At 36.8% G+C, this 16,769-nt stretch carries 17 protein-coding genes; 13 read left to right on the forward strand and 4 right to left on the reverse strand.

All coding sequences use genetic code 11. The annotated features are described in order from the left end of the window. Positions 1-870: 870 nt before the first annotated feature. The 11 genes from ABIL39_10445 (at position 871) to ABIL39_10495 (ending at position 12,516) form a co-directional block, all read left to right on the forward strand. A complete protein-coding gene (locus ABIL39_10445) occupies positions 871-1,128 on the forward strand; it encodes a hypothetical protein (GenBank protein ID MEO0166540.1) in 258 nt (85 codons plus the stop codon). Between the two features lie 9 nt (positions 1,129-1,137). Next, a complete protein-coding gene (locus tag ABIL39_10450; protein MEO0166541.1) occupies positions 1,138-1,734 on the forward strand; it encodes a LysM peptidoglycan-binding domain-containing protein in 597 nt (198 codons plus the stop codon). A gap of 70 nt (positions 1,735-1,804) precedes the next feature. Continuing rightward, on the forward strand, positions 1,805-2,707 hold the full coding sequence (locus ABIL39_10455) for a PhoH family protein (GenBank protein ID MEO0166542.1): 903 nt from the start codon (positions 1,805-1,807) through the stop codon (positions 2,705-2,707). Beyond that, positions 2,685-4,748: an HDIG domain-containing metalloprotein gene (locus tag ABIL39_10460; protein ID MEO0166543.1), complete on the forward strand. Its 2,064-nt coding sequence runs from the start codon at positions 2,685-2,687 to the stop codon at positions 4,746-4,748. Before ABIL39_10455 ends, ABIL39_10460 begins: the two co-directional genes overlap by 23 nt. Next, positions 4,714-5,127 (forward strand): rRNA maturation RNAse YbeY, encoded by a 414-nt coding sequence (locus ABIL39_10465; protein MEO0166544.1) that lies wholly within the window; start codon positions 4,714-4,716, stop codon positions 5,125-5,127. The genes ABIL39_10460 and ABIL39_10465 overlap by 35 nt, the downstream gene beginning before the upstream one ends. Continuing rightward, on the forward strand, positions 5,124-6,101 hold the full coding sequence (locus ABIL39_10470; protein ID MEO0166545.1) for a hemolysin family protein: 978 nt from the start codon (positions 5,124-5,126) through the stop codon (positions 6,099-6,101). The genes ABIL39_10465 and ABIL39_10470 overlap by 4 nt, the downstream gene beginning before the upstream one ends. 26 nt (positions 6,102-6,127) lie before the next feature. Continuing rightward, positions 6,128-7,024, forward strand: a complete 897-nt coding sequence (locus ABIL39_10475) for a CNNM domain-containing protein (GenBank protein MEO0166546.1) — start codon at positions 6,128-6,130, stop codon at positions 7,022-7,024. 71 nt (positions 7,025-7,095) lie between these two features. After that, positions 7,096-9,291: a penicillin-binding protein 1C gene (gene pbpC, locus ABIL39_10480; GenBank protein MEO0166547.1), complete on the forward strand. Its 2,196-nt coding sequence runs from the start codon at positions 7,096-7,098 to the stop codon at positions 9,289-9,291. 128 nt (positions 9,292-9,419) lie between these two features. Then, entirely contained in the window at positions 9,420-9,728 is a 309-nt protein-coding gene (locus ABIL39_10485) for a metalloregulator ArsR/SmtB family transcription factor (GenBank protein ID MEO0166548.1), read from the forward strand. Positions 9,729-9,824: 96 nt separating this feature from the next. Beyond that, a complete protein-coding gene (locus tag ABIL39_10490; GenBank protein MEO0166549.1) occupies positions 9,825-10,811 on the forward strand; it encodes a hypothetical protein in 987 nt (328 codons plus the stop codon). A 190-nt stretch (positions 10,812-11,001) separates the two neighbouring features. Beyond that, on the forward strand, positions 11,002-12,516 hold the full coding sequence (locus ABIL39_10495; GenBank protein MEO0166550.1) for a hypothetical protein: 1,515 nt from the start codon (positions 11,002-11,004) through the stop codon (positions 12,514-12,516). Between the two features lie 68 nt (positions 12,517-12,584). On the opposite strand, the gene ABIL39_10500 is transcribed toward ABIL39_10495, so the two are convergent. Then, on the reverse strand, positions 12,585-13,268 hold the full coding sequence (locus ABIL39_10500; protein MEO0166551.1) for a DUF554 domain-containing protein: 684 nt from the start codon (positions 13,266-13,268) through the stop codon (positions 12,585-12,587). 305 nt (positions 13,269-13,573) lie between these two features. Between ABIL39_10500 and ABIL39_10505 the strand changes: the two genes are divergently transcribed. Both ABIL39_10505 and ABIL39_10510 read left to right on the forward strand, forming a co-directional pair. After that, the gene (locus ABIL39_10505; GenBank protein MEO0166552.1) at positions 13,574-13,975 is read left to right on the forward strand and encodes a secondary thiamine-phosphate synthase enzyme YjbQ; all 402 of its coding nucleotides are present in this window, start codon (positions 13,574-13,576) and stop codon (positions 13,973-13,975) included. A 33-nt stretch (positions 13,976-14,008) separates the two neighbouring features. Continuing rightward, positions 14,009-15,076 carry an alanine--glyoxylate aminotransferase family protein gene (locus ABIL39_10510; protein MEO0166553.1) on the forward strand — a complete coding sequence of 356 codons (1,068 nt, stop codon included), beginning with the start codon at positions 14,009-14,011 and terminating at the stop codon, positions 15,074-15,076. Between the two features lie 125 nt (positions 15,077-15,201). Here the strand turns inward: ABIL39_10510 and ABIL39_10515 are convergent, their stop codons facing one another. The 3 genes from ABIL39_10515 to ABIL39_10525 all read right to left on the reverse strand — a co-directional run. Continuing rightward, entirely contained in the window at positions 15,202-15,639 is a 438-nt protein-coding gene (locus ABIL39_10515; protein ID MEO0166554.1) for a GxxExxY protein, read from the reverse strand. Positions 15,640-15,651: 12 nt separating this feature from the next. Then, positions 15,652-16,413: a class II glutamine amidotransferase gene (locus tag ABIL39_10520; GenBank protein ID MEO0166555.1), complete on the reverse strand. Its 762-nt coding sequence runs from the start codon at positions 16,411-16,413 to the stop codon at positions 15,652-15,654. Then, the coding region (locus ABIL39_10525; GenBank protein ID MEO0166556.1) for a nuclease domain-containing protein at positions 16,406-16,769 on the reverse strand (364 nt) is incomplete at its 5' end. The genes ABIL39_10520 and ABIL39_10525, both read right to left, overlap by 8 nt.

The following is a 16,769-nucleotide window of genomic DNA, read 5'->3' on the forward strand; positions in this document are numbered from 1 at the left end:
ATTGGCTTGATAAAAATAACAATCTACGATCTTCTGATGGGCTAATAAGGGGTGTAACTTTAAAAGTTGGCTGTATTCTAAGCTAACCATTTTTGCACCTCCAGGATGATTTTTAAAAATGGCTCTATCGCTTTATTAAATGCATTATAAACGCCTTTCAAAGGACAGGCAAATATTTCCACACCTATGGCGGATTCGAATGCGCATTTTTAAGGATTTTTTCAAGCCGCAGCTTCTTAAACTTTTCTTCACTACCTGAGGACTATATCTATCTATCCTGCAATTTTGCACTCTCACATTCTTAGATATCTCAAGAGTGCAATTTACCTGAGTCTTCTCCAATTTTGTCAAATCATTTTTATGCGCTAAATTATTAGCGGTAGCCGCACCCTTCAGGGTGCGAAATACCCTGGGATTTAAAAACATTTATCCGCAGGCTAAAGCCTGCGCCTACCATTTTACCGGTTTCCACCCGACTAACTTTTTATTTATGCGATGCGAAAGCCTTGCCCTACGAAAGGGCATCAATCAAAACCTTGTCCGACACTGAAATTATTGGATGCCCTTGCCAATTTTACCCATAGTTTTTATTGTCACTAAATAAAACATTTTATAAAAATGTGGAGAGGATTCAGACAATTTACTCCTTGATTTTTTTTAAAAACAACGATTAATCTATTTATTTCCATAAGGCCTCCCTATATTAAGTTTTATTAACTCTTTAATATCAGCCGGGAGGCCTATTATTTCAGGTATTTTTTCAAGTTCTTTCTTACAGTGATAACAAGGTCCCTTTACGTTTGCAGTTGGTTCTTGACTTTTTTAGGGGACTATATATAATTTTTATGGCGATGAAAAAGGAGGTTTTTTATGAACAAAATCCTAAGCATTTGTCTCCTGTTCCTTGTTCTGATAGGATGTGGTTCTAAATGGGCGAAGCAGGAAACAATGAATGCGTTAAATGAGGCTCGTCGGGCGCTACAAGCGGCAGAAGCAAAATTTTCAGACCTCGAAAGCGAAAAGGCAAAATTACTTTCTTACAAAGCGGAATTGGAACAAGAGTTAGCCAATCTTTCGGCTGAAGTGAATGCACTTGAGAATAAAATCAATCAGCGCTGCAAAAAGTAGGAGGCCGAAATGAAAAGATTTAAAATATTGCTTATTGGCGGATTATTAATCGCCGTTAATATTGTTTTTGGTCAGGATAAATTAACTGAAGCCCAAGCACAGACAGAATTACAAAAGGTTAAACAACAACTCCAGGAGATTGAGACGCAAATTGCAACCTTGGAGTCAGAGATCGCCAATCTTAAATTAGAAATCAATACTCTGGAAACAAAGAAAACCGAACTTCAGGATAAGCTTGCGGAACTTAAAGATACTTGGAAAAAATGTCAGTACGGAAGGTACAAAGTTGTTGAAGGTGATTGGCTTTCTAAAATTGCGAGCATGCGAAATGTCTATGCGGATGGAAAGAAATGGCCTCTGATTTATGAAGCCAACAAAGATAAAATCAAAAACCCCAACCTGATCTATCCGGGGTGGATTTTGTTAATACCCACCCTTGATTCCTACACTGTATTACCTGGAGATTGTCTTTGGCTCATTGCCTCATATCTTTCAATATATTCAGATGCCAAACGCTGGCCGGAAATATATGAGGCAAACAAGGATAAGATTAAAGACAAAGATCTAATATACCCGAAACAGGTTCTTACTATCCCCCATGAATGATGATGAAGAGGAGGAAGCTAACGCTTTCTCTCCTTAGTGACAATCCTTAACCACCAATAGGAAGTCCTGATTGAAAGTATCGATTTCGTTAACTGGCTATGACCCCACCTACATAGTGGGGATGCAGGATGAATTATTACGCTACGTACAAGGGGAATTTGGTATTATTGTCGTATTTCGCAACGAAACGATTTATTTAAAGGGACCTAACGAGAAAGTTAAAAAGGCACGCGCATTTATCCAGGAGGTTCTCAAATCTTACCCGAAACCATTCGAACCCGCAAAGATTAAACCAGAATCGACACACACTGAGCCAAATGCAATTATCACCCCCAAACGGACTGTGCAAGCCCGGAGTCCAGGGCAGGAAATGTATCTCAAAGCAATAGACGATTACGACATTGTTATTAGTATCGGTCCGGCAGGCACCGGTAAAACCTACTTGGGTGTAGCAAAGGCTGTAGCTTATCTTATGGAAAAAAAAGTGGAAAGAATTATCCTCACTCGACCCGCCGTAGAAGCAGGTGAATCGTTGGGTTATCTTCCGGGTGCGATTGAAGAGAAGGTAGACCCATACCTGCGACCCTTATTTGATGCTCTGAATGACTTTTTACCTTATGACCGCATTCGTAAATACCTGGATATGAAAGTAATAGAGGTCGCGCCCCTTGCCTATATGCGGGGACGTACTTTAAATGATTCATTCATTATTCTTGATGAAGCCCAAAATACTACTGGGATGCAGATGAAGATGTTTTTAACCCGAATGGGCTGGCGGTCAAAAGTTGTAGTCACCGGCGATATAACACAAATTGATTTGCCCCCTAATGTGCTTTCGGGTTTGGTCGAAATTCAACGCCTTCTCACCCATATTGAAGGTATTAAATTTATCTATCTTGATGAACGGGATGTGGTGCGTCATAAGTTAGTGCAAGAGATAATTAGGGCTTATGAAAATAAGAATACCCTATAGGTCTCTGCTTTACGCCAGCTTGTTTCTCTATTTCAACATCATCTTTTTACCTTCAATGGGCACAAAACGATACAACCTTAAAGAGGGGGAGGTAGCAACTGAAGACATAATTGCCCCCTATAATTTTACAATTCCCAAAAGCGAAGAGGAATTACTTGCGGAAAAAAATGCAATTGCCCAACGCCTGCCACCAGTTTACGAATATCAACCGCAAGTTCTCAAAAATTTGGAAAGTACGCTTTGGGGATTAGAGAAAATGATTGATTCAATCAAAAATTATCCCTATGATACTATTGTTTATTTACTCCAGAAAGAATACGGTATGCCCAGGGAATTAATCCGATACCTATTAACCAATAATCACAAATATCTTCTTACAAAACTTTTAAAAGAACTTAGTTTTTACCTTTCTAAAGGTATCATTGCTGAAAAGACGCTGCCCCATAAAATCTTGATTGTTATTAGAGGGGATAAGGAAGCATTGATTTCGTTTGATGAAATCTACTCGGTCACCGAGGCTGAGAGTATCCTTGCCTATAGAGCACCCAATGAATATAAACAACTTGTGAAATTTTTCGTGAAGCCTAATATAATATATAACGAGGGGGAAACGGAAAAAAGGATTGAGGAAGTTTACGCGAACATCAAAAAAACAAAAGGCGAAGTCTTGAAAGGAGAAATGATTGTCGAAAAGCATAAAAAAGTAGATCGTGCTGCTTTGGAAAAACTTGCTGCCCTTGAGAAAACCTATAAGACGGCAGGGACGAAAGAAACAATAAAGACTTTATTATTTCGCAACATATTCTTGGTGGGTTTATGTCTGCTATTTATTTATTATAATCAACTTACAAATCAGAGTTTTTTTACAGGAAAGAATTTTTACTTTTTAGCACTTCTCTTGGTCATTTACATCGCGCTAAGCAAATTCCTTTATGAAATGCATCTTATCTACGGATTACCCATCGCCTTTTTCGTTGCTTTATTCACATTTTACTTCAACTTTTATACTGGGTTTTTTGCATCCCTTGTTCTTAGTTCAATACCGGGAGTAATATACGGTTCATTGCCCGCTTTTATTTACCCGCTGGTGAGTGGCATCGCTGCTGCTTTCTCCATCCCTGCGCTAAAGAGTCGTTATCTATTATATCGCCCTGCTTTGTACTTGAGTCTTGCTAATGGCTTAGCTGTCTTCTTTATTGACAATTATTTTCTCCATTCCGGTATCAATGTTATCAATTTAGGGATAGGTATTTTAAATGGCTTCGGTTCTTTGGTGATATTAGTAGTATTTTTACCAATTTTTGAACAACTCTTTGATTTTACCACCGATTTCACCTTATTAGAACTGGGAAATCTCAATCTGCCGATCTTCAAAGAAATGTCAATCAATGCACCGGGGACTTATCATCATTCAGTTATTGTAGGCAATCTGGCGGAAGCAGGAGCCCGTGCAATCGGGGCGGATCCAGTTCTAGCACGCGTGGGTGCTTATTATCACGATATTGGAAAACTAAAAAAACCAGAATATTTCATTGAAAACCAAATCGGTCAGAAAAACCCTCATGACAATTTAAAACCCCAGATGAGTGCTTTGGTGATAATCTCTCATGTTAAGGATGGTTATGAAATGGGACGGAGTATGAAACTTCCTAAAAATATTCTTTCAATAATTTGCGAACACCATGGCACCTCGCGAATTGAAAGTTTTTACCGAAAAGCCCTTTCTTCTACCGAAAAAGTTGAAGAAGAAATCTTTAATTATCCGGGGCCCAAACCTCAAACTCGAGAGGCAGCATTAGTAATGCTTGCAGACTCGGTGGAAGCAGCGGCTCGTGCCGAAAGGAATATCACGGTGAGTAAATTACAAAAGATTCTAAAAGAAAGTTTTGATAAAAAGTTCAATGAGGGACAACTTGATGAGTGCCCGATAAGTCGTGTAGATTTAGAGCATATCAAGACTGCATTTTTACCCATTCTGCTTGGTATATTCCATCCGCGGATTGAATATGAAACTTCCGAAGTTAAAGATAAATATTTATAATCAAACCCACACACATATACCCGATAGGAAGAGATTGAGGAAATTAGTAAATTATATTTTCAAAAAAGAAGGTAACAAATCTATCACCTCAATCAATATCATTATCGCTGATGGTTCTTACCTGCGCCGTCTAAACAGAGAGTTTTTTGGGCGCAACCGAACAACCAATGTGATCTCTTTCAATCTCGGCGAACTTGGCGAGGTGTATATCTCAAGGGCGCAAACCCGAGAACTATTCGATTTATACTATTATCTTGCCCATGGTTTACTACATATTTTAGGTTATGACCACAAAACCAAAAAAGATAATGAATTGATGGAAAAGAAATGCCTTGATTATCTTAATGCATTTTTTGCATTGGAAAAAAATAACCTATGATCCACCATTATCTATTGATTATCCTTCTGTTAGCTTGTAGTGCTTTTTTCTCTGGTATGGAGGCGGCAATATTTTCTTTAAGCAAATTTCGTGTGAAAAGCTTGCTTTTTGAGAATATCAAGGGGGCACACAGTCTTTCCCATTTAAAAAATGAACCATTTAACACACTTTTCACCTTGCTTTTTATGAATGATCTTGTTAATATTGGTGCCTCCTCGTTAGCAACCGTAATCATAACTCACATTCTTTTAAAACTGAATTTAGCCCCTGTCTTCTTCTATCCCTTTGAAATATTCCTTATGACCTTTCTTCTACTCTTACTGGGGGAAATAACGCCCAAAACAGTTTTTCTTAATAATGCAGAATACTTGGCACTGCGGCTAAGTTTTATTGTTGAGATTCTCAATAAACTTACTTTTCCTTTAGCCACGCTTTTCAGCAATATCCTTCGCACTTTGACCCCGACGCCGAAAGGTTTTAATATTTCAGAAGAAGATATCAAGAAAATGCTGACAGAGGCTAAAGCCCAGAATATTCTTGAAGAGGTAGAAGTGCAACTTACTTACCGCATATTAAAATTTGGAAAAACATTGGTCCATGAAATTATGATTCCTGCCGATAAGGTTATCGGGGTAAGAGAGCAGCAATCTGTTATCGAGGCAATGGAACTGATGAAAAAAACAAGACATTCACGGATTTGTGTATATAAAAGTAGCGAACCTAACGAGGTGATAGGGGTTTTATACGCCAAGGATCTAATTTTGAAAGAATTTACGGGTCAAGAAAAAGTGACTCTCTGCATGCGTAGTCCTTTTGTTATTCCCAAGACAGAACCGATTGATGAACTATTGATTGACTTCAGAAAGAAGGGTATTCATTTTGCGGTTATCAATGATGAAAATGGAAAATTTGTTGGTATTGTGACACTAAATGACATTCTTAAATATCTATTCGGCACTCTTCCCGAAATATGATTCTGGTATTTAGCGCATTAGCTTTGGTGCTATCGATAGGTATATTTACTGCAACTGAGACCGCATTTTTATGTGTGGATAAGACAAAACTCTTTACCTATGCCAGAGAGAAGAAGTACTGGGCGATATTGGTTAGCGATTTTCTGAGAAAAACAGCTGAATTTTTTTCTACGATCCTTGTTTGCGAAGATTTTTTAATCGTTATTGCTTCCAATTTATTTGCTCTGTATTTCCTTAAGAATTTCGGGGAAAATTATGTGGTTTTATCAACAATACTTTTATCCTTTTTTTCATTAATCTTTGGGCAACTGATTCCTAAATCTATTGCCTTGAATTATCCGGAGCAAACACTGGCACTCACGGCACGGGTGATTGCCTTTTTTGGGGTTTTGCTATCGCCGATAATTTTTTTGCTTGCTCGGGTTAGCGAAAGCCTGGCAACAATTTTTAAAATCCCCACTCCTACAGAGTTGATTCGCCGCCGGGATATCGTCTTCGCCGTAAGCGAATATGAAAAGGACACCAGTTTACTTACCGCACGCTTGTTTGACTTTACCCATCGCAAAGTTTTTGAGATTATGCGGCCTATAAATATCGCGTTTGTCTGTAAAAAAGACGAAGATTTTAAAAAATTCTGTATGGAATCAAGTCGGATTTTTCGTGTTATCCCGGTGCTGGACCCGGTAACTGGTGAAATCATTGGTATTATCAACACCAAAGATTACTTTTTCACCGAACAGCTCGAAATAAAATCTCCTTTTTTTGTTAACGAAAACGATAAATGTATGCAGGTTTTTTTAAAAATGAAGGAAAAAAATGAGCATCTTGCTGTGGTCCAAGACGCGCAAAAAAATGCGGTGGGCATCATCACTATTTACGACCTTATTGAGGAACTTGTTGGTTCAATAAGGGAAGAAAGATAGAATAAGCAATAACAAAAAAGACCTTTAAATTGCTTATTGAATTTTTTAGCGAAATAGATTAAAATTAATTGATGAGTAAATTGGTAAGTTACAGTCTGGGATTCCTTTTTCTCTCCATTACAGTATTTATTTTAATCCCACCTGATAGAAATATGATATATGTGAGGACAAACTCAATAGTGATAACCGACCGTAATGGAGCCCTGTTAAGAAATGTTCTTTCCCGCGATTATAAAACAAGTATTTGGAAAGATCTAAAAGAAATCTCTCCATACTTGACTAAAGCGACTATAATTAAAGAAGATAAAAGATTTTTAATGCACAACGGAATCGATCTCAGCGCACTGGTGCGGGCGCTCATTGAAAATATAAAAAAGAAAAAAATTTGTTCAGGAGGTTCGACAATCACGATGCAAGTTGCTAAGATGGTATTGAACAATAAACGCCGAACAATAACCAACAAGATAATAGAAATACTTTATGCCTTAAAACTTGAACTCTATTTACGAAAGGATGAAATTCTTGAGATATATCTTAATCGTGCTCCATACGGTTACCAAACCTATGGGGTTGAAGCAGCCGCGCAATTTTATTTCAACAAGTCAGCACGTGATTTATCACTTAATGAAGCCTGTTTTCTCGCATTGCTTCCCCAGACTCCAACTATCTGGAGCTCGCCAAAAAAAATTAATTTGCTAATTGAGGAGAAGAATAAAATACTGAGAAAAATGTTGATTTTCAATTTGATTGATTCTACCGATTTTCTATGTGCGTTGAACGAACCAATTAGCATAAACCGAAATAGAATAATTTTTCGGGCACCACACTTTGTGGATTTTTTATTGAACAACTTAACAGAGAATACATATTCAATTATTACTTCAACACTTGATATAAAGTTGCAGGAATATATCGAAAAACTATTATTTACTTCAATTTCTGCATTAAGAAAATATAATGTAAATCAAGGGGCAGTGGTAGTTTTGGATACTCGGACCGGAGAAATTTTAAGTATGGTAGGATCCAAGGATTACTTTGCTGAAAAGGACGGACAGGTAAATGGGTGTGTGGCTTTAAGACAACCAGGTTCGGCTCTAAAACCGTTTCTTTACCTTCTGGCATTAACCCAAGGCTTACCAATGAGTTATTTAATGAATGATACCATAACCGAGTTCAAACTTTCCGATGGCACTGTCTTTGCACCACGAAATTTTGGTAATAAATACCATAGATATGTTCGGGCTCGGGAAGCGCTTGGTTCATCTTTTAATATTCCTGCCGTATATATCCTCAATAGGTTAGGGGTAACAAATTTCTATAGTTTTCTCTCCAAACTTCATTTTACGACTATTTTTAAACAACCTGAATTCTATGGACTTTCGCTTTCCCTGGGTTCAGCCGAGGTAAGACTCCTCGAACTAACCAACGCTTATCGAGCTATTGCTAACCGCGGCATTTGGCGCCAATATCAATTCATAAAAGGTCAAATGAAAACCCAAATGGGGGAGAGGGTTTTTTCCGAAGAAGCCGCTTTCATTATAACCGATGTTTTATCAGATAATTCAAGCCGCATTAAAGCATTTGGTGATGATTCGCCCTTGAATTTACCATTTCCCTGTGCAGTTAAAACAGGAACAACAAAGAATTTCAAAGATAACTGGTGTGTAGGTTTTACTGATAAATATACGGTTGGTGTCTGGGTTGGAAATTTTGATGGCTCACCAATGAATGGTGTATCAGGTATTTCAGGTGCGGCACCATTATTCAGAGATATTATGATTGAATTGCACCGGAATGAATATCCAAAAGAATTTGAAAGACCAAAATCTGTTATTTCATTAAAAGTCTGTGCAAGAACTGGTTTGATTCCAAAAAAAGAATGTCCGTTGATAGAAGAGATATTTATTGCAGGAACCGAGCCAAAAGACAGCTGTGATTTTTGTGCCAATAAAAAAGAATTTATTATGCTTAAAACCGCAATCCGATCAGAAAATAAAGTATTAAAAATCATCCATCCGAATGATGGTGATATATTCAAACTTGACCCCCAAATTCCGTACAGGAATCAAGCAATTTCAATAAAAGTTTATGGAGATACGAGCATTAAAAAGGTTATCTTGAAATTGAATGGTAATATTTTATGCGAAAAAAGTGAAAGGGAAGTCACATTCCTTTGGCAACCCAAACCAGGACTTTACGAACTTGAAGCGACTGGAATAACTACCAACGGAGAAATATCAGACAGAGTAAAATATCGCGTATATTAGATGGATTAAAATTAATCCATTGATATCCCTGACAATTCAATACTTAATCAATTGAACAATTAAACAATTGTTTAATTGTTTAATTATTTAAAGGATTGACTGATTTATAGTATTGTGTATAATGTAGTATGAGAAAGAAGATGCCGGAGACTGAGTATAGGGCGTCAAGGGTCTGCAGGGTTTTGGGAAATCCGACAGCTTATCAGATTGTGAAATTGTTATTGGGTAGAAAAATGACACCAGGTGAGATTGCTAAAGAAATGGGTATTTCAGAAGCGCTCGCTTCTGTTACTTTAAGAACTTTAAGGAATATTGATATTGTGCGGTATGAGACGAAAGGCAAGGAGAAGATTTACTGGATAAAAGACGACTTTATTGATGGAATATGCAATATACTGGAAAAATTTGTAATTAAAATGCGAGAAAAAAATTGGTAATTGGTGGTAATTAAGAGAAGGGGGAAAGATGGGATTAATGATAAGTTAGAACATTTGTACATTGACACTCTGCAATATTTTTATATAATTTTTTTAATGATAACATTGATTTCATTATTTCTTTTAGTCCTGATTCAACTGCAAGACACTATTTATGCAATAAATAGGGGAGAGGCAGAATTTTATCGATTATTTACTGATGTAGATAGTTTTGTTTATGCGAAATTTTATACCGTTGATGATTCGATCCAAGTTGTGTTTTCTTACATCGTAAAAGGTGACACGATTGATTCTACTATATATATCAGCAAGGAAGTTTTTGACGGTTTAAAATTTTATCAAAAAAATTTTCAAAGAATTAATGGCGATTTGAATTTTAGAAAAGAATTCCTAAAAAATTATGAAATTGACTGGCCTATCATCTCGCCAAGGAACCTTGCGCGCGCTAAAAAGACTGCTTTGTCAAATGTGCTCTTTAATAGCGTATGCTGTATGACTGGCACCGGAGCAACTGGTGCATATATCGGCGCACTCGTGGGTCGGAGTATTTATAAGGAAATAGGATATATCCCTTGTGGATGGCAGGAATACAGCTGTATGATCCCATACGAATACTACTCATACTCTATAAATCACACAAAATATTATACTGGCATGGGAATCGGTATTGCGGGTGGCGCAATCGCAAGTAAAACGCTTTATTGGAAGGATTGGGAAAAGAATGTTTTATTCAATACCTTAAACGATATTGTTGCATTCGATGACAATGGCATTCCTATAACAAAGAATGAAGTCGATAGAGAATTCCGTGGGCAATATACTGTTGGCTTTGGTATGCTTGGCATCGTTATTGGTGGTTCTTTGATACTCGCTGAAATACTTTTATTAACTAAGCCCTGGTTTGATTTAGCCCCGAAGACAGACTGGGATGAGAAAGCAGTTACAATTCCGATATTACTTATTTCTGGCGCCAGTTTCTGGCATTTTACAAAGTTTACCATTGAAAAAGGCAAAGAACTTGACCACATAGCAACATTTGAGAGGATAAAACAGAAAAGAAATATGATATATAAAAATAAATGAAAAGACAGCGTCCTGGTCAAAACAAGAAATTTTGAGCATGCCCTTTGATGGCCGACAAAAAATAACCCAAAGTGGCATTCTAAGAATTTCGATCGTAATAGCAATTGTAATATTTTTGCAAATTATATATATTGTTTTTGAGGGAAAATATGCTGGCCTCGGCTTTCCTATTGATGACCCTTGGATACATATGCAGTTTGCAAAAAATGTAGCAGAAGGCTATGGATTCAGTTATAATGCTAAAGAGCCAGTAGCAGGTTCAACAGCCCCGCTCTGGACGATTTTACTCGTTCCGATACACTGGATTACAAAGAACATAACCTTGCGTATTTTAATGGTAAAAATTTTAGGAGTTTTACTCTTTATAATTACCTTGATCTTTATCTATTTCTTATCATTCCGAATTACAAGTAATAATAATGCAGCATTTTTTTCAGCGCTCGCTGCAGGCACTACGACACACCTAAACTGGGGTGCAGTATCCGGACTGGAGATCCCACTCTATGTATTGCTCACTATAGTAGTAATCTATTTAAATTACGAAATGTGTCTTCAGAGAAAAACAAAATTAATGTATTTAATCCCAGTGCTTATTGGATTGGCGGTATATGCGAGGCCGGAATGTGCTTTATTATTGATTTTTTATTTCCTTGATAATATTCCGCGTTGGATAACAAAACGAAGGTTATCATTTTTAATCATTGCAACATGCTTATTTGTTGCTACTTTATTGCCTTATTTTATTTTTAATTACTCGCTTTCAGGTTCAATCTTTCCAAATACATTCAGAGCAAAGGCACAACAGAATAGCATATTTGTAGCACTTTCGACAATGAACCTTTTGCATCTTAAATGGCTTTTTTTAAAAATGGCACCTGCCTATTTTGGCCAGAGTATTGCGCATCTTTTCAAAGCAAATCCTCTCTTTGTGTATGGTTTGTTTATGGGTGCTTTTATTATTATTTACAGAAAATTCAAAAGTCCGAACGACCAATCATTGAGTTTAATGCCTGTATTAGTTGCTTTTTTCTATGCGCCACTGATTGGTCTCATATCGCCATTTATCAGTGCTGATTTTCACGGGGGTCGGTATATTGCCAACCAGGTTGCCATTGGGGCATTAATTGCGGTATGGGGTTTTTACTGGCTTTTTCAAACAATAAAAAGGTTATCAAAGACCGCAATAAAAATAATTATCTTTGTAATAGTTGCTATCGCTTTGTATAACACTATTTTTGCCCAGGTCTTTATGATTAAATTTTCTGCCTCAAATGTTAAAAGCATAAATGAAATACAGGTAAAGACCGGCAAATGGATTAAGGAAAATATTCCACCCGATGCAATAGTTGCGGTAAACGATATTGGTGCAATTAAATATTTTTCTGATAGAAGGATAATTGACCTCTGTGGGCTTGTTGAGCCAAAAATAATTGCTTACTTTAAAAAATATGGTGATAATAAATTGGGTGCTTATGTTTATGTTATGGAAAATAAACCCGATTATCTTGCAATATTCCCGCGCTGGTATCCGCAATTAACTGACACAAACCGATTCCAAGTTCTTTATAAAATAATATATAATAAAAATACTGCGAGCGAATGGGTATTTATCCCTGAGGTGGAAACTTATATGGGAATAGTTTTAAAATCATTAACTGTTAAACCAATTCCTTCAGAAAAATGGATTTTGAAAACTAAATTTTAATCTAAAACAACAACCTGAAATTTTTTTCAAAAAATATGTAAAAATTCTAAGAGAAAGGGGAGAAGGCTTTAAATTTTAATAAATAATTTAAATAAAATAATTATCACCAGGGCTGGCAGGAAATTCCCTACTTTAATATCTTTCAACCCAAGGAGCCTTATCCCAATGGCAAATACGAGGATACCCCCGATTCCTGTAAAATCATTCAAAAAGTATGGTGTGCCAAGAAAATTAAGCTGGGAAGCAAGAATAGTTATTGAACCTTGAAATAGTAAAACAACGACCGCAGAGAACAAAACACCAATGCCCAAAGTAGATGTAAGGATAATCGCGGATATGCAATCCATAATTGATTTGGTAATCAATAATTCTGGTTTATGCGAAAGACCATCCTGGATACAACCAAGGATTGTCATCGGACCTACTGAAAACAAAATACTCGCAGTTACAAAACCTTGAGCAAAATTTTTCGATTCTGAAAAAGTTTTTATTTTCTTAATCTTTTCTCCAATTTGTTCAATAAAAGCTTCAATATCTATAAGTTCTCCTATAATACCGCCTGATACAAGGCTGATAATAATTGCGATAGGCTTTTCCATCTGAATCCCCATTTTTAGTCCTAAGGCGCATGTAAAAATGCCGAGTCCTGTTAAAATTATATTCTTAATGTTTTCAGGTATACCTTTTTTTACGAACAAGCCGATAGTGCTGCCTATAATCACGAGAATAGTATTTGTTATTGTCCCCAGCATTTAAAATTATACATATTAAAATAAAAAAATCAATCATAAACAATACAAAGTTGGTCAAAACTTAAATAAGATAATCGTCTAAATCAGAGCAATTTTCTTTTAAAACCTTAAACCAGTTAATATGTAAATCCAACAACATAAGACTTACGGGGGAGAGCACTGAAAATATTATATTCTAAAATTTACATTCTTAAGTTTACATAATATATATTATCAGACATAAATGATTTGATTTTCTGGGAAAATATAGCGCTAATTTAGATGGCTAATATTGACTTTTTTGTTAAAATTGTTATAATAGAGATGTGATTGAAAAAATCAAGATCTCAACAAAAAATAGAAATGAACTTGTTGATATAACCAACGAGGTTAAAAAGATTATTGAGAAGAATAAAATTAAAGATGGGGTAATCCATATTTTCTGTCCGCATACAACTGCAGCAATAGCTATAAATGAAAATTATGATCCATCAGTCCAGGAAGATATAACAAATGCGCTTGAAAAACTCATTCCCTATCGCGGAAATTATTCTCATACTGAGGGTAATGCTGATGCCCACATAAAGGCAGCGATAGTCGGTTCATCACGGACATTATTCATTGAAGATGGTAAACTTGCCTTCGGCACTTGGCAGGGAATTTTTTTCTGCGAATTTGATGGACCCAGAACAAGGGAAGTATGGGTGAAAATTATAAAAAGTCTCTAAAGTTGGAGAGCCAATATTAAAGGGAGGTCAAAAATGCACAAAAAACTCTTCATTCCTGGACCAACTGAAGTCCGGGAAGATATCTTACAAGCTCAAGCAAGACCAATGATAGGCCATCGGTCCAAGGAATTCAGCACGCTCTATGAAGGGATTGTAAATAAGATTAAAAAAGCACTGAATACCCAGAACCATGTGATTGTTTTTACTTCTTCGGGAACAGGTATTATGGAAGGTGCAATACGAAATTGCGTTTATAAAGATGTCCTTTGTTGTGTCAATGGAGCCTTTAGTGATAGATGGTTTAAGATTGCCAAGGCATGCGGTAAAAATGCGGATGAGATCCGCGTTGATTGGGGTAAGGCAATCAAACCGGAAATGATCGAAGACAAACTAAAAAAGAAAAAATACGATGCAGTTACATTGGTCCATAATGAATCATCAACAGGTGTGCGTGCACCAATTGAAGAGATTGCCGAAGTGATGAAAAAATATCCTGATACCTTTTTCCTTGTTGATACCGTGAGTTCATTGATGGGTGATAAGATTGAGATTGATAAACTTGGCATAGATGTTTGTTTGACCAGCAGTCAGAAATGCTTTGCCCTCCCTCCTGGTCTTGCAGTCTGTACTGTTTCTCAACGAGCATTAGAACGCACTCGAACTATTCCGGACCGCGGTTATTATTTTGATTTTGATGCGATGTTAAAGAGATATGAAAAAGACCGTCAGACGCCCACCACTCCCGCAGTCACCTTAATGTATGCAATGGATAAACAGATGGATAAAATCCTGGCAGAAGGTATGGAAAATCGCTACAAACGGCATTTAGAGATGGCAAATTATGTTCGTGAATGGGCAAAAAAATACTTCGCGTTATTCCCCGAACCTGGTTACGAATCGGTTACACTTACTTGCGTAGACAATGTCCGAAAAATCTCTGTTGCGGATCTTAATAGCGAATTGGGGAAACGAGGGTTTCAGATTTCCAATGGTTATGGCGACCTAAAGGAAAAAACATTCCGCATTGCCCATATGGGGGATTTAACGCTCGAAGAGATTAAGGAACTTATAAATAATATAAACGATATTCTCAAATTATAGAGAGCCACAAAGGACGTTAAAAGGCTAAAGACGATGAGAGGGTAATTTGCCCTCTCATCGTCTAATAAAAAGAATTTACAATCTTTTCTATACTAATTTTAGTATCGGTGTGTTGACAATACAACTTAGTATCGGATAAATTCCTGAACCAGCCTCTCCCCTTTTACTGTTGACAACTCTAATGGTTCTACCTGCACACCAACCTTGTAGTGAATACCCATAACTGCACCTTTATTTATCCCAAGCGAATTCATATATACCTTCGCCTGCTTGATATGCTTTTTTTCTATTTTCTTTACACTTTTAATTTCTAAAACATTCTCCTCTTTTTTAGTTGCCCAGTAGGGATTGATTATAAAATCGACTCTCCCTGTCCCAATTTTGTATCCCTTATAAAGTAGTTCAAAATTCCTCTGTCGTTCATACGGAATCCCTCGAATACGCATCTCATGGCATAAAGCCTCTTCATATACCTTTTCGTCCAATTCAATAGGCGGCAGGTTTCTCAATACCTCTTCCGCCGCCTCCACTACATCTTGCAGCCACTTATCATAATTTGCCATTCTCCCTCCCGGTTATAATAATACTTCTCTTCTTATCTCAAGTTCAGAATTCACAATGATCAATTCTCCCTCCTTCACTTCCTGCCATCTTTCATCGGTAAGTTTTTCTGAAGCGATGATGACCGCCTTTTCATCCGATAGTCTTTTAGATTCTATCAAGGCACCGGTCTCTTTTGAAGTGGAAGATAAAGAATTAGAGTCGCGGGATAGAAAGTACAATTCTTTTCCATACTTGAATCCGTAAATACTTTCGCCATCAGAAAGAATAAAATTTGCCCCAGAGGCACCGGGAACTACAATCTTAACTGCATTTTTTATACCCTGTATTATATCCCCTTCTTTTTCTATATTTTGAATGATAAATCGGAAATAGATTTCCGAGTCAATCGGTTCGCTTGTGAAGTTTTTGCTATAAGGTTCTATCAATAACTTCCGTAGCATCTTATCGCAGTTTATAGTGCCATTATGGGCAAAGAGCCAATTCTTATATAAAAATGGATGGGCGTTCTTATCAGCCCTACTTCCACTTGAGGCAAGCCGCACATGGGCAATAAAAATCCTTGACACCAATTCCTTTACTAAGGCGTCAAATCTCTCTGATTCAAAGGCACTCTCGCCATATTTTTCTATTTTAGCCCTTCCTTTTTCATACCAGCCAATCCCCCATCCGTGGTAATTTGTCCTGCCCTGTTCTTTAAATTTATTCCTCGCCTCCAGCATAGAAAATCTTATATCCACCTCTTTATTTGCAATCAGCCCAAAAAGCCTACACATTTTCTACCTCCAATAGTAAATCAAATAAATTATTGAGCCAGGATTTATATTTTTCGTCATCCAGAAGTGACGGAGTAAAAGGTAATGCACCCACACCGCCTGAACTGAAAAAATCTTTTTCTATAATTTTATCATTTTTGACATCCTTCACATCCAATTCTATGCTTGTTAATGATTCTGAATAGAGTGCTACTTTGGTGCCGGGATATAGGGCAATCACCCATAGGGGTTTTTTCTTATCTTCTTTCCTTAAAATTGCCTCTCTGTAAGTATGCATCTTATAAAGGTCGCCAAGTTTAAATGTCCCGCGTTTTTCTTCAATTTCTTTCTCTTTTATTTCTTTTTCTTTTTTATCC

This window comes from candidate division WOR-3 bacterium (assembly GCA_039802205.1).
In the GTDB taxonomy this organism is placed as follows: Bacteria; Hydrothermota; Tepidihabitantia; order SM23-42; family JAOAFX01; genus JAOAFX01.